We start from the raw sequence: 13,958 nt of genomic DNA, 5'->3' as shown, positions 1-13,958 counted from the left end.
CTAAATAACTTACGAAAAAAAGCGACATCTCTCCTCCATGATCGTGGGGAAATGTCGCTTTTTTTGCAGCAGTGCTGTGTATGTTTCTTGTTGTTATAAGTACGTTCCTACACTGACACCGGTTATACTTCCGTTTCAAACCGCCTTCGCTGGCCTCGGAATTCCAATGCTGTGATGCCTTCGGTGTCTTTGAATATTCTCGTAAAATGCTTCACATTCTCGAATCCAACCTGCGCACTGATCTCATACACCTTCAGATCAGAGTGAACCAGCAGCTCCTTGGCCTTATCCAGCCTTAGCCGGCGGACATAGTTCGAGAAGCTCTCCCCACTATACTCCTGGAAGGCATGGCTGAAATACGAGTAATTGAGCGAGAAATGATTGGAGACGACCGCCATGTTCAAATCGTCAGCATAATGCGTCTGCAAGTAGTCGAGAACTTTTTGCATCGTATTCTGTTCCGTCGGCACCTGCTCTTTGCGGTTCTGAATAAACAGATCCAGACGATGGAGAAGCTGCTCGACAGCTATGTAATAATCTTCGAATCGATCGAAGTTTCCAATGTGACCTACAGGAGCATACGTCCTCAATAATTCAAGCACCTTATCTCCGTAAATGCGGAACAGCTTATCAAACAATTCCTCGTTCAACAGCTGGCTAATTCGCTCCAGATAGCCGATCTCGCAGCTGCTAATAATGCGGACATCAAGGATTTGATCAAGAAGAAGCTTGATCTCATCTCTGCGCCCCATACCAATGAGATTCGATAATCGCTGAATCAGATCAACAGGAACGACATGCCGCTCCTCAGTGCGTTTGCTTAAGCTGGTGTAGTCCAGCACATCAAGCTCAGGAAGCAGAATACCGTATTTCAACGTTTGCTTCGCTTGACTGTAGGCCAGCCGTACCTGTTCTATTCCCTGAACAGAACCGCTAATTGCAATCCGCAGCCCCGGCTCATCTCTACTTAGTTTCCACTTCTCTGCCAATTGGTAGAACATCACCGGATCGCGGGCGATCATCATCATACCACCTTTTCCATCACGAGTGAGTGTCCAATCCATATGCTCTTGTAATCGTTCAGCGATTTGATTCCGGAGGTAAGCTGTATCCGCACTGCCAGGTCCTTCCCCACTGCGTCGCGTAAGCAAGCCCAGCGTATATCCTCCAGCTAACCAGCTTAGGCCAGCCTGCTTCAGCTTGTTCGGTGTTATGGCATTACCCACATCTACCTGATTCACATGTAAAGTAACCAGCTCGGCAGCATACAGGCTGGCATCTTCATCTGCCCTGTCTGCTCGTTCTCCTTTGATCCTTATGTCCCGTATTAACCGCGTCAGGACGGCAAACAGCTCCTCCCGAACTACAGGCTTGACAAGATAATCCTTCACACCACAGCGGATTCCTTTCTGAGCATAAGCAAAATCATTATAGCCGGACAGCAGTACAACCTCTGGGATAACCGGGTGGTCTTGCAGCTGTTCCATCAGCTCAATCCCATCCATAATGGGCATACGAATATCTGTGAGCATAATATCTGCAGATTCCTGGTCAAGCAGCTCCAGCGCCTCTTGCCCGTTCTCGGCAAATCGGAAGCTGAACAACTTAGGAAACTTTCTCTCAATTACCGACTGCAAGCCTCTCCGAATGATCTTCTCGTCATCGACGATCAGCAGGCTGATCATATAAGTCCACTCCTTCCCCCATGACTCGATAAGGCAAAGTCATCATGACGCGTGTATAGCTTCCTTCCTGACTCTCGATCTGGATACCATATTCGGCCCCGTAGCTCATCACTAAGCGTTGGTCTACATTGCGGAGTCCGATTCCATTGCTGTCCTGATCCCTGCGAACAAACAGCTTCCGGGCATCCAAGTAAGCAGACTCCTCCATCCTTAACATTCGGTTCAATAATTCAAGCCTTTCCGTCGGTATGCCGCAGCCGCTATCCGTGACCTCTATAATACATGTCTGATCCTGCCGAACAGCAGAGATCGTAATGACGAGGTTTCCGTCGCTCGAATGCATCCGGCTCATCCCATGCTTGATTGCATTCTCGACTGCGGGCTGTAGTGACATCTTGAGCGATTCCTGCTTGAGACATTCGGGTGCAATCATCAAACGGAGATCAAGTCTCCCATCATAACGAATGTTCATAACCGATACATAATGCTGAACATGCTGAATCTCATCGGTGAGCATCACATAATCCTGCTTCCATTCCATCGAATATCGCATCATGCCTCCCAGGGAGGTCATGATATCCGATATAAGGTCCTGCCCTTCAAGCTCAGCCAGCATCTTGACGTTCTCCAGCGTATTGTAGAGAAAATGAGAGTCAATCTGGTTCTTCAATGCCCGCAGCTCGGCTTCCTTACCCGCTGCCTGTCTGGCTGCCTGCTCTTGAATAAGCTCGTTAATCTTCAGAATGAGCTCTCGATAATGAAAGCCCAGTTCACCTACCTCATCCGTACCCGAAATCGGCGGCAGCTCGACCTTGAAGTTGCCGCTTCGCACCTGCTGCATAGATTCCCTTAATACCTTAAGCCTGCGCAAAATGATTGACTGCATCGAATAAGACAGCAGAACGAGAAAGGCTACAAGTAGTGATATAAGGACAATATACCGAACTCTCGACTGGTTAATACCTTCGAGTGTGTCCGCAAGACTCACCATATTGACCAGATGTAAGTCAATCGATGGGATATAGCTCTGAAATGCAACGTAGGACTGCCCTTGAACCTTGAACTGTAACTCCTCGACAGCTGCATTACGCGTCAGCTTCACATGGCTCATCAATTCCTCTGCGCTATGCTGAGCGAATACAGGTGCCTCCTTCAAGCTGAACACATCTCCGCTCCTTGCCACTACGATTAACTGAGAGTTCTTATCCTGCACACTGTCAAACGTTTGAGAGAAGAAGTTCGACAGCTTCATCGAGATCTCCAGAATTCCGTTATGTGTTGCATTGTCCGGATATTTGAATTCCTGCAGATAGGTCATGAACGGTTCATTCGGTGAAGGTTCGGTTGGCTCATTCGTGATCGCCACATTCTCCTGTATCTCCCACCAAGGCAGTCCGCTGCTCTTCATTACCTCTTCATACCAAGGCTTGGCCTGGATACGTGATTCCTGCAGGATAACGGGCCAAATCTCATTCACATACACATTGTCCGTAAACAACCGGACATTGGCAATCCGTGGATTGTTGAACAGATAATATTGAAAGCTGTTGACCACATCGTTTTTGATACGAAAAACTTGCGCTGCATCCTGGAACTGTTCAATTTGCAGATAGTTGTTCATTTCTCGATTGGATAAGGCTAGCTGACCGGTCCATCCCATCAGCTCTATGTTATTCTCAATATTTATCTTCTCAACCTCCAGCACATTCTTGCTGTTCTCCGCCAACTCTTCCAATGCACTGGCAGACTCTTCATTCAGTGTGTACCAAGAGAATAGAATTACCGGTATGAAGATGACGATGACAAATGACAGAATCAGTTTGACTTGAAGCGAAAATTTAAATGAAAAGGTTCGTATCCCCAATAACCTGCGGATGACCGCAAATTCCATCTCCTGTTTCACAGCTTGCTCCCTCTAAGAACTATGGATTATGTGTCGATCTCAGCTTCTCTACATTTCGTTCATAAGCTGCTTGGCGGCTAGCGATGATCGCTTCATACTCGGGTGCCTCGGTAATGGTGTTCATATATTCAGCGAATAGCTGATCGAATTCAGCTTCTGACTTCGCCATTAGCAGCTTCGGCAGTGTCTCGGCCCAGAGCCGCGTATTCTTGCCTTCCGCAATCCCTTCCTTCGTCGTTGGATCTGGATCCAGATTCTCAAATTCGGACATGCTGACCGTCTTGCCCCTCGTCCAATCCGAGATCTGTTTAGCAGGTTCAGCATCCATTCCTGTCATCCATTCCAAATTCTTGTTTGTGTCCATTAGCATCCAGTACATATAAGAACCGCCATATTTGCTGTCGAACGCTTGACGGTCGGTGTTAAGCAGCTGCATGACCTCGGGCAGAAACTGATCCTTACCGTCTATTCGATCGTAAGTAACGCCCTTCTCTCCGAGGAACAGATCCCGGTTCCCCTCCTCGCTGAGCAAATAACTGAGGAAGGCAATCGCCCGCTCTTTATCTTTGACGTTCTTCGAGATGAGCGTCACCGTCCAGCCAGAGACACCATTTCCTGCAAGCGTTGGGGGATCATGTGCTTCATTCGCCGGACCATCAATTGCGATATATACTTTATTCGGGTCCTTCTTATATAAGGCTTGATTAATCTCTGAAAAATCAGACCACTGATAGAGCATGGCGAAGTAGCGGCCTTGCGCTATTTTCTCATCCTTTTCCAGCCGTTTCTCATCAATATAAACATCTGTAGGGATCAGCCCATCCTCATGCGCTTGGCGGAACACCTTCAGCCATTTTAGATAGGTAGGATCACTTCTACGATCGTATAGTTTACCGTCCTTCTGCTGTGGAATAGCCAAGAAATTCTGAAGGTACTCTTCCAGCGAATAGTTGCCGGTCTCCGTAAATTCATGCAGGCCAATTGGAATAAGCGGCTGACCGTCTACCTCCGGAAACTTCTCTTTCGCAGCCTTAAGTGCGCTCAAGAAACCTTCCGGTGTGCTCATATCTGGCTTTCCAAGTGCTTCATACATGTCTTTGCGAACAACAAAGGTCTGATTAGATGTAAATAACGGTCCATACTTTTGATAATCCGCGGGGGATGAAGAGGCATTCGGGTAGGCGTAGACATTCCCATTAGACTGTCTGTACCAGCCAAGCTTCGCGGGGTCTGCGACTTTAAAAAAATACGGATCATACTGATCCGCCAGTTCATTCAACGGGAGAACCATGTCACCATTAATCAATTTCTGCACAGAATCCTCGTACCAGGCCAGTGTGATGAAGTCAGGGAGTGATCTCGCTGCCATCATCGTGTTCAGCTTCTCGCTGGCATCGCCGGCAGGCACGATAAAGTTCAGGCTGACTCCTGTCTTATTCGTTATATAATCGGATACTACGTTACCTCCCCACTTGCTGGTGAACCAATCAAAATTGATGTACCAGTCAAATGTAATAGGTGTCGTGTCCAGCTTCCAGGCTGGCTCATCCGGGGAAGACTTCATTGGAGAAGAATCTGCCTCGATGGGTTTGGGGCTTGAGTTCGATGGAACCTCAGCCGTGTCTTCACTCGAGGTGCCTGTGTTGCCGGAGCAAGCCGCTAACGTCCAGCACATCATCAGAGCTAGTAACATCTTCATTGCTGAGATACGCTTTTTAACCATTCATAGATCACCTCATATCATTGTATTTTCAATGTGAAGTATAGTGCCATTTATAGGAATTTTATGCTCAGTTTACTGCTAGTATAAATGTTATTTCACGCAAAGGACAGGGGAAAAAGGCTCACCGATTCCGGATTACCGTCCTTATAATTCTCTGTCCTTCGTGAACTCGAATAAGCGAGCATGACAAAGGCAATCCCCTTCGTTTCAGCTCGCATTTATTAGATATATAGTGCAGTTATTACATTACACAAATAGATTGTAACCGCCCTTTCTGCCCTATCATTTGGATTGCTCTAGAAGAAATTCGATACATTGCTGAACAGAAGGATTGCTGTACTGATACTTCTTATACATGAGCTTAATTTCACGAACTGGCGTGGGATCGATGAGACGAATCATTTTGATGGGCTGACCCGTATGACTCTCAATGGATGAGACAGGTAAGATCGCGACTCCCATCTGCTGCAGGACCATAGTAAGAAGGATCGAATTAGAAGTAGATTCGAACATGGACTGCAGAGAACTAGAGGACTTAGGATTGGATGCATGAAGCTGCTCGTATAAATTTAGATCGCCGGCAAATAACGGAGTATCCAACTCTCCTAACTCTCGAAAAGAAACAGAAGTCCGATCAGCCCATGGATGACCTGCATAAACGGCCAAAGCCTGCTCTTCTGTATGTAGATGCATCGTATGAATTTCTTTGTTTGGAACCGGATGGTCGGTGATCCCAATATCGATACTGTCATTCAATAGTTGCTGAGTCGTATATTCTCCACTAGTAAATTTGACTGAAATGTCGGGATACTGCTCATGAAACTTCGAAAAAAGAGGCGCTAAACTTAAAAAGTCCATCGGCGAAATGCCGATCGAAAGTTTATTGGCCCGAGCCTGAGCATGGCGCAGCTCATTGGTTTCTTTCTTCGCTTCGTCAAGGAGCCTCATCACGGAAAGGGCTTTTACGTACAGAATTTCTCCGTCAGCTGTAATCTTGATCCCTCTGCCAAATCTCTCAAACAAGGGGGTTCCTACCTCTGCCTCCAGGAAGCGGATCTGTTGACTTAAGGTCGGCTGAGAGATCATTAGAACCTCTGCAGCCTTAGTAAAGCTGCCTGCTATGCATATTTGTATGAAGCACTCTAATTGCCGGAACAAGATAGCTTCACCTCATTCTCTCTTACATAGGAATGAATCTCTTGAATAAATAGGTGTACAGACGGCCTCATCTTTACAGATTTTAGATATGCGAGGGAGATGTCCCAGCTAGGAACACGGCCTTCTAACTTTACAATACGCAGAGAATCGTCCCTTAAGCTGTCAAGTACCGACGTTGGGATTAGAGATGCTCCCAGTCCATGCCGGACCCAATGGATTAATACGGAGGTGGAGGAGGTATGCATGATGGAGTTAAGTGTGAACCCATAAGAGAAGCAGCACATATCAATTAAGGATTTGTTTTGTTCTAGGAACATCATAGAGTTGATTTGCTTCACAGCTCGGAAAGGGATCGAGGATTTGTCCGCCAAAGGATGCGCTGAGTGGATCAGCATAGCCAGCTCCTGTCTATACAAATGAGTCGTGGTGACAGAAGTATTCGCGATTGTATGTGCAGTGATTCCAATCTCTACGCGCTGGTCCAGCACTCTATTCTCCACATCCTCGGTATCGACGATTCTCAATAGAATATGAGGGTGGTTCTGGTGAAATCTCATAAAGTAAGGAGCAAGGTATTCCAGCTCAGCAGGACAGCAAGCAATTGAGATGGTTTCTACCGATTTATGTCGCCTTTCATGTATTTCATTACGTGCCTCTTCCAGAAGCTCCATAATCGCGTTGCCCTTATTCAAGAGGATCTTTCCTGCTTCCGTTATTTCTACCCCCCTGTTTACCCGATCGAACAATGGAATGTTATACTCATCTTCCAATACCCGAATTTGCTGACTCAGTGTAGGCTGGGTCACTCCCAATTCTTCTTTGGCCTTGGTGAAGCTCCCCGATTTGCAAATCTGAATAAAGTATTCAAGCTGGCGCAATTCCATGTGCATATCCCCCTTCCAAGCTGACGATTGACCATATAGACATCCCTTTATGAGTATTATAGAAAAGAACCAGGCGATTAAGATATCCGCTACATTTCAGGTGAGGGTTACTGGATTTTAGGGTCCTTCAAAGATTGAAGGCAAGCAAACAGCAAGTCCTCTTTACCATCTCTCTTTCAGCAAAATATGATCCTCTGCAATAAGCCCAAAATAGGCGACCATAGGTACAATGGGCACTCCCCCAACATAGCATATTAAAAATCAGATCAAACAAAGGAGAAGATCCTTAATGTACCCTTATCATTGTTTACCTTCTGGCTACAGCCCGAATGAGTACCGTCAGTTACTTCCATCCGGCACCTTCAACTTCCCATTTGGGCAGCAGGACCTGGGAGTCGAATGGCACGAGCAAGAGGGATCATGGAGCGGAGTATGGCGCCGGAGGGGAAACAGCAACATCTTTGATGCAAGGTGGACGATGCCTGGTACGAATGAGACACCAATCACAGCGGTTTTGACAATCTATATCTTCGGTAATTTTGTGTTTGTTCAGCGTCGAAACAGCAGCGACGGTAACAACTGCGACTACACAGGCACCCTCTCTTCAGATGGACGCAGGGTTGCTGGAACGTTTAGATGCAATCAAGGAGGAGGTACTTGGACCGCCACGATTATAAGGCGTGAAAGATCCCGTCTAGGACGAGTTTGGTACGAACAAGAAGGCGGCTGGAGCGGAGTATGGACGCGCCGAGGAAACAGCAATATTTTCGATGCAAGGTGGACGATGCAAGGTGCGCAGGATATTACAGCTGTACTGACGATCAATATATCCGGCAACAACGTGCAGGTGTTACGAAGAAACAGCAGCGATGGCAATAACTGTACCTACACCGGCACTCTTGCTGCAGACGGCAGAACCGTTACAGGAACCTATACATGTACGCAAGGCGGCGGATCTTGGAGAGCCACGATTACTTTTTGATTTGTTGAATGGACAGAGTTGGCCTGTGAATCTTCCGAGTAAAAAAAGGACCCATTATTCGCTGGGTCTTTTTTTGTATTGAGGTGTGTTGTTTAGTGATACTGTACTTGCTCTTACTCTATTTTATAGATCATTTACACTTTTGTACCATTCCGGCACATGGTCTATCTTATAAATTAATTGATTTTGTTGAATATCTGCAACAATTATGGGTTCGTATGTATTATCTATTAATATAACTTGATCTGCAATCTCAATAGCAGGCTGTAAATTCTGCAAAGATTGTCCATAGCGCCATCGGATATCTTTTTCGGAAATCCAATGACCTCCTTGCTCTACGCGTGAAGCTACGCGGTCAATATGCATCTGTACATCCTGGAGACCGATATAGTACATCGTAATCTCATAACCCTTTTGTTTAGCGAGCCGCATATGTCTCAAATAAAATGTTCCGGACAATGTGGTTTCTACTGCAAAATGGTCATTGTTTTGAATGAGAGTCTGGATTTTTTTGATCGCTTCCTTACCCGCCGACATATCCGCACTACGGGGATCTTCAGGGTTCAGTCGCATCGCGTTTTGGTCAGGATCAACAACCTCCCCAATCCACTCTCTCATTTGCCAACTAAGTGTACTTTTCCCAGCTCCATTAGTACCAGCAAACACTGTCATTACTGGCTTACTATTATTCATCATATGCTTGCTCCATCCGATCCCCATGGACATCGAAATAGATTTCATATTTATTTCCTTCCGCATCTTCGCGGATTCGTTTGTTGTCTTTAATATAATAAAGGGAAGCTCCGGATTGCTTGGCTTGCTCACGAGCACGCTGATTGGCTTTTTTGAGAATACCTTGAAGTTGTTCGCGATTCACTGCCATGACAAGAACCTCCTTTACGAATTATTGAACTATTATATCACAACAGGATTCCACACTGCCGCGCTAACTATGTAGTGCCTATCTAACCAGTAGCATTGATCACTTCCAGAATGTAGTATTAGACCTCTTTCTAAACGCCAAAAAAGAGTATTGTCCAACGATAAGCAGCGTATGGGAGTGGCGTTGGAACATTCGAAGTTTTTTAGATCTATGTGCGTATTTCCTTATTACCGTCAAACACGATACTCGAATACATGAGTGTGGACGGAATATGGTTTACCGATTCCATTCTGTGAAAGTTCAGTATAATAAACCTCATTTACATACATACTGAATGTATGTTATAGTGTTTCCATATTAAGGATAAAGGGGATGTTTACCAATGATTACTACAAGTTTCTACCCTGTTATATTGACGGAGAAGGTTGCCTTGAGTTCAGCATTTTACTCAACCTATTTTCAATTTGAAAAGGTATATGAAGCCGACTGGTACGTGAGCCTTAAATTGACTAATGGTAAAGTCCCTTATGAATTAGCTCTCTTGGACGCATCACACCCTACCATCCCCTCTGTTTACCAAAAGAGCGTCCAAGGTTTGATTCTAAATATTGAAGTAGATGATGTGGATTCAGAGTATAAGAGACTTATTATGGATGAAAAACTGCCCCTGCAGCTCGATATTCGTAATGAAGAATTTGGACAGCGACATTTCATAACCAGCGACCCTAATGGTGTATTAATTGACATCATACAAATAATCCCTCCATCTGAAACAGAGAGTGCTAAATATACAGATCAGATTTGGTTGAGTAATAACAATGGTGAAATGGAATAAGTACTACGATACAATTAAAGCATTATTTTACTGGAGAGTTGGCAATTCGTCTCCGAAACTTCTATTACGGAGAATGAAACCGAAGACGGAATGTTCAACAATGGATATCATCTAATACCTGTTGCCTGTTTCGTTGAACAGTATGGGTTATAGCACTCTTAGAGGAGATAGACAGTTTATGAGAAGAAACAAAGAAGAAACGAATGAAACCATCAACAGTTTAATAGAGGTTGCCAGAGGTTATTTTACCGAACATGGGTATGCGGATTCTGCTCTAGAGGATATTGCCAAGGAGTCAGGGCTAACGCGAGGGGCACTCTATCATCATTTTAAGAATAAAAAAGGTCTTTTTCATGTTGTACTAGAGTCAGTTCAAAAGGATGTTGCCAAACGAATTGAGGCTGAAGCAGCAAAAAGTGAAGATGTATGGGAGCAGCTGCTCCTTGGATGCATTGCCTTCGTAGATGCCGCAGTTGAGCCTCAGAACATGCGCATTATGCTCGTGGATGGACCCGCTGTATTGGGATGGGAGACTTGGCGGAGTATGGACGAACATAACTCCATGCGCCTACTCCGGGGACAACTGCAAGTTATGGATGAGCAAGGCTGCCTTAAACAAGGGTCGATCGAAGCCTTGACGCATTGTCTATCTGGAGCCTTGAATGAATCCGCACTCTGGATTGCACAAATGCCCAATTATGAACAAGCATTGGCGGATACCAAAATCATTATCTCCCATATGCTGAATGGTTTTAGGAGTTAAGTTGAATGAGCTGTAAAGCAATAGGAAGCAAAAAATCCACAACCTCATTGGGTTGTGGATTTTTTATGTATGAAGGAGAGTCGAATCCTATTTTGTAAGTCTTACCAGAACCGTTAACAGGAACAGTATGGTAGCTGGAGTATAGTTTTAGATAAACCGAATATACGGATCCGAATTATTATCTCGATCATTCTACCTTATACAACATAGATCTTAACAGTTCCCTAACCCTCTGTTCTTCCCCACTCTCGTTGGTACGGAATCTTTCTAATTTCATTCCATATTTTCTGAAAATCTCTCCTTTCTTCTTATCTCGCTTAAGTTGCTCAGGCTTGTTCTCATGAAAGGCGAATCCATCTACTTCAATTGCCAGCGCAAGCGATCTGTCCAGTTTGTGATAAACTACAAAATCAACAGAAGAACGTTGTTTCACGAATCTACGCTCTTCCTCATTTAACCGTTCCAGGTCCGTAAACAAATTCATTAGAAAAATCTGATTCGCGAGTTCAAAATCCTTAAACATAGGTTCCTTTAACATCTGGTCGAGCAGGGCGTGCATAATATTCTCGCTCCGATGCCTTGATTTATTGAAGAAACGAACACGCTCTCGAAATTCTTGGAGACTATTAGAGTATTCCTTGTACAACAAGTCAAATACAGAATGAATCTCGCTCTCTACGACGTTGTTGTCCAGCGTGCTATATTCCATATATCGCATGAGATCCCCTACTTCATTCCCATACTTGCGAAATGCCGACTGATCGGTCACAAGAATAAACCTCTTCTGTGAACGGGACACAGCAACATTGATCATACAAGGATCATTAACAAATTTCATTCCCATGCCTCCTGCCATCGTTTGGTCGAGCACTGTAGACATGATCATGACGGATTTCTCACGTCCTTGATATTTATGTATTGTGTCACTCTCTATATCGGCAGTAAATAGCTGGGTCGCTTTCTCCACCTGCTTGCGGTATGGCGTCACAAAGCCAATATCCTCATGACCTGCTGCCGTTTCGAGATACCCCAACAGAATCTCCTGTTCAATGACTTCAAGTTCCCTGACATTGAACTTGCCTTTTTGTGCATGGGTCAATTCCCTCATATGATTACCGGGTGACGTCTTGTAGATCAATAAAGGTGATTCGGATATCCCCGGATCGGTAAAAGCGATCAATTCGCCATCGTAATATTTCGTGTTGCAGAATTCAATAATTTGGGGATGGCAGCGGTAATGCTCTCGTAACATTACTTTTGGAACGGAGTCCCCGTATAAGGCCAACATGGACGACAACAAATTATGCTCGATATAACCGTAAGCTTCATCCATGCCAGGAACCGCCTGGCTCTGGATCTTCTGTTCAACCTCCTTCCCAACGATATGAGGCAATTGCTTGGTATCACCTACGATAATAGCCTGCTTGCAGCAGGACAAAGCCAGAGCTCCTGTCAACAGATCCACCTGCGAGGATTCGTCAATGATGCAATAGTCAAATAAGTAATTCTCAGGTATACAATTCCGCAAAGAAAGCGTCGTGCTAAGTACAATCGGATAGTGCTCGATAAACGTTTTAAACTTGTTGCTCTGAGTGTACGTCTTCTCATTGCAGTCCACAGCCGGACGGTTTTGGTATTTCTTATGTAATCTGTGCCGAAATAGCGTTTCGGATAACTGCTGGTGCTGACCCATTAAGGCTTGATAGTCTTGGGACTCTAATTCCTTCTCAAGCTCCTGTATACGATCTGATAACTCTTCGACTTTTAACGTGTAAAATTTACGCTGAACATTCAGGATGACATCCAATCCCTGCTCCTTCAAACGTTTGAAATCCGTAAAACCATGCCTGAAGAACAACTTGAATTGGTATAGGAGCTTATATTTCCTTTTCATCTCTACAGCCAGGAAGCTGTCTTTCATAAACTCCAAAATCCGCTTTGGTGTCTGCCGGTAAAATGACCACTTCTCTACAGACTGGACATCCTGCCTGGCATAATAATGCTCAAAATGCTCCTGTTCAAGTAAATAGGCTGACAACTTCTGCATAAGTTGTGCCTTCTCCCGATCCAGTTCCATCAAGCGGTGAATACGTTGATCCAGATCTTGTAGTTTGGCGTTTAATTCTTCCTCTGACACTTCACTTGACCATTCCGAAACATCCCCATTTGGTAGATTGGCAAAAAACTTTTTCTTATTCTCTTGTTTGCCCAAACTAGCTACAAAAAAATGGTAACCTTGCCGTTCCATCTTTTCTTGTACATTCAGAACTGCAGCGTTGTTACCGGAAACAACCGCTACCTTCTTCCCCTGTATAACCGACAGATTCGCAAGGATGTTTAAGATCGTCTGGGTTTTACCAGTACCTGGAGGTCCCTCGATAATACTAATGGTGCTTTGTAAAGCCTGTTCAAGTGCAGTTCTTTGACTCAAATTGTACCTGAAAGGAAAAATCAGTTCGCTTGTAACCGGAATATCACGCTTTATAGGTTTTTTCAAAAGGTATTGGCTCAAAGCACTTTCCGGATCTACATAGTTTAACTTTGCAAATTCCTTTGCCAAAAAATCTTCCTTTTTCTCGTCTTCATCCTCACTCTTCGCAAGTTTTGAAATCGCACGCCAATAGTCCAGAATCTGACGCCCTTCAGCGTTTTGAATACTACTATTTCTAACTTGAATACGCTCCCTATCGTATGTACGAATACTCCCATTACTGAAACACACCCGAATCTTTAGACCGAAATCCAGCACCCTTTTTACATTATAGAAAGGATACTCATTGTGAAAAACAGCCATATCCTCAGTTATTTCTTGAACAGTCGGCGTCAGTATCTGTATATCATGAAGTGAATAACTATAAATCTTGGTAGAATCTTTATATTTAATCCTTACTATTGGAGGATCCATTTCATATGAGGATACATCCTCTGTCTTGTCAGCACCTTTTACGATGATCATATATCTCTCTTGGTCCATAACAACCTCTTTTGTATGTATAGTCGATGTAAGATAAAATGATTACATGATACACCTATGAGTACAGTCTGATTTAAATACTATACTAACTTTATTCATATTCCGTGAATCTAAATAGTGAAAACCCGCTAAATTAGCGAGTTTTCACTTGATGTGTATGGAATTACG

Annotated in this window: 11 protein-coding genes; 3 read left to right on the top strand and 8 right to left on the bottom strand. The window is 44.4% G+C overall.

Features of this window, described 5'->3' with window-relative positions:
• Positions 1 to 122 precede the first annotated feature (122 nt).
• The 5 genes from PUW25_RS01015 to PUW25_RS00995 form a co-directional block, all read right to left on the bottom strand.
• Positions 123 to 1,685, bottom strand: a complete 1,563-nt coding sequence (locus PUW25_RS01015; protein ID WP_047913926.1) for a response regulator — start codon at positions 1,683 to 1,685, stop codon at positions 123 to 125.
• Positions 1,660 to 3,588 (bottom strand): sensor histidine kinase, encoded by a 1,929-nt coding sequence (locus PUW25_RS01010; protein WP_238546493.1) that lies wholly within the window; start codon positions 3,586 to 3,588, stop codon positions 1,660 to 1,662. The genes PUW25_RS01015 and PUW25_RS01010 overlap by 26 nt, the downstream gene beginning before the upstream one ends.
• A gap of 19 nt (positions 3,589 to 3,607) precedes the next feature.
• Positions 3,608 to 5,266, bottom strand: coding sequence for an extracellular solute-binding protein (locus tag PUW25_RS01005; protein WP_047913966.1), 1,659 nt, complete (start codon positions 5,264 to 5,266; stop codon positions 3,608 to 3,610).
• Positions 5,267 to 5,593: 327 nt separating this feature from the next.
• Positions 5,594 to 6,469 (bottom strand): LysR family transcriptional regulator, encoded by an 876-nt coding sequence (locus tag PUW25_RS01000; protein ID WP_047913925.1) that lies wholly within the window; start codon positions 6,467 to 6,469, stop codon positions 5,594 to 5,596.
• On the bottom strand, positions 6,454 to 7,353 hold the full coding sequence (locus PUW25_RS00995) for a LysR family transcriptional regulator (protein ID WP_047913924.1): 900 nt from the start codon (positions 7,351 to 7,353) through the stop codon (positions 6,454 to 6,456). Before PUW25_RS00995 ends, PUW25_RS01000 begins: the two co-directional genes overlap by 16 nt.
• 289 nt (positions 7,354 to 7,642) lie before the next feature.
• Between PUW25_RS00995 and PUW25_RS00990 the strand changes: the two genes are divergently transcribed.
• Positions 7,643 to 8,335: a hypothetical protein gene (locus PUW25_RS00990; RefSeq protein WP_202964141.1), complete on the top strand. Its 693-nt coding sequence runs from the start codon at positions 7,643 to 7,645 to the stop codon at positions 8,333 to 8,335.
• A gap of 123 nt (positions 8,336 to 8,458) precedes the next feature.
• Here the strand turns inward: PUW25_RS00990 and PUW25_RS00985 are convergent, their stop codons facing one another.
• Both PUW25_RS00985 and PUW25_RS00980 read right to left on the bottom strand, forming a co-directional pair.
• The gene (locus PUW25_RS00985; protein WP_238546492.1) at positions 8,459 to 9,031 is read right to left on the bottom strand and encodes an ATPase; all 573 of its coding nucleotides are present in this window, start codon (positions 9,029 to 9,031) and stop codon (positions 8,459 to 8,461) included.
• Positions 9,021 to 9,218 carry a hypothetical protein gene (locus PUW25_RS00980; RefSeq protein WP_047913922.1) on the bottom strand — a complete coding sequence of 66 codons (198 nt, stop codon included), beginning with the start codon at positions 9,216 to 9,218 and terminating at the stop codon, positions 9,021 to 9,023. Before PUW25_RS00980 ends, PUW25_RS00985 begins: the two co-directional genes overlap by 11 nt.
• A 382-nt stretch (positions 9,219 to 9,600) precedes the next feature.
• On the opposite strand from PUW25_RS00980, the gene PUW25_RS00975 reads away from it, so the two are divergent.
• Together PUW25_RS00975 and PUW25_RS00970 are read left to right on the top strand one after the other, a co-directional pair.
• On the top strand, positions 9,601 to 10,053 hold the full coding sequence (locus tag PUW25_RS00975; protein ID WP_047913921.1) for a VOC family protein: 453 nt from the start codon (positions 9,601 to 9,603) through the stop codon (positions 10,051 to 10,053).
• Between the two features lie 178 nt (positions 10,054 to 10,231).
• Positions 10,232 to 10,816 carry a TetR/AcrR family transcriptional regulator gene (locus PUW25_RS00970; protein WP_047913920.1) on the top strand — a complete coding sequence of 195 codons (585 nt, stop codon included), beginning with the start codon at positions 10,232 to 10,234 and terminating at the stop codon, positions 10,814 to 10,816.
• Between the two features lie 187 nt (positions 10,817 to 11,003).
• Here PUW25_RS00970 and PUW25_RS00965 read toward each other — a convergent pair whose 3' ends face one another.
• Positions 11,004 to 13,790: an AAA domain-containing protein gene (locus tag PUW25_RS00965; protein ID WP_047913919.1), complete on the bottom strand. Its 2,787-nt coding sequence runs from the start codon at positions 13,788 to 13,790 to the stop codon at positions 11,004 to 11,006.
• Positions 13,791 to 13,958 lie beyond the last annotated feature (168 nt).

This window comes from Paenibacillus urinalis (genome assembly GCF_028747985.1).
Taxonomy (GTDB): domain Bacteria; phylum Bacillota; class Bacilli; order Paenibacillales; family Paenibacillaceae; genus Paenibacillus; species Paenibacillus urinalis.
This window is presented reverse-complemented; position numbering and strand designations above follow the sequence as displayed.

Bases quoted from the DNA above. Each gene is read 5' to 3' on its own strand.
- PUW25_RS01015 (WP_047913926.1), bottom strand. From the start codon at position 1,685: ATGATCAGCCTGCTGATCGTCGATGACGAGAAGATCATTCGGAGAGGC.
- PUW25_RS01005 (WP_047913966.1), bottom strand. From the start codon at position 5,266: ATGATGTGCTGGACGTTAGCGGCTTGCTCCGGCAACACAGGCACCTCG.
- PUW25_RS00995 (WP_047913924.1), bottom strand. From the start codon at position 7,353: ATGGAATTGCGCCAGCTTGAATACTTTATTCAGATTTGCAAATCGGGG.
- PUW25_RS00990 (WP_202964141.1), top strand. From the start codon at position 7,643: ATGTACCCTTATCATTGTTTACCTTCTGGCTACAGCCCGAATGAGTAC.
- PUW25_RS00985 (WP_238546492.1), bottom strand. From the start codon at position 9,031: ATGATGAATAATAGTAAGCCAGTAATGACAGTGTTTGCTGGTACTAAT.
- PUW25_RS00980 (WP_047913922.1), bottom strand. From the start codon at position 9,218: ATGGCAGTGAATCGCGAACAACTTCAAGGTATTCTCAAAAAAGCCAAT.
- PUW25_RS00975 (WP_047913921.1), top strand. From the start codon at position 9,601: ATGATTACTACAAGTTTCTACCCTGTTATATTGACGGAGAAGGTTGCC.
- PUW25_RS00970 (WP_047913920.1), top strand. From the start codon at position 10,232: ATGAGAAGAAACAAAGAAGAAACGAATGAAACCATCAACAGTTTAATA.
- PUW25_RS00965 (WP_047913919.1), bottom strand. From the start codon at position 13,790: ATGGACCAAGAGAGATATATGATCATCGTAAAAGGTGCTGACAAGACA.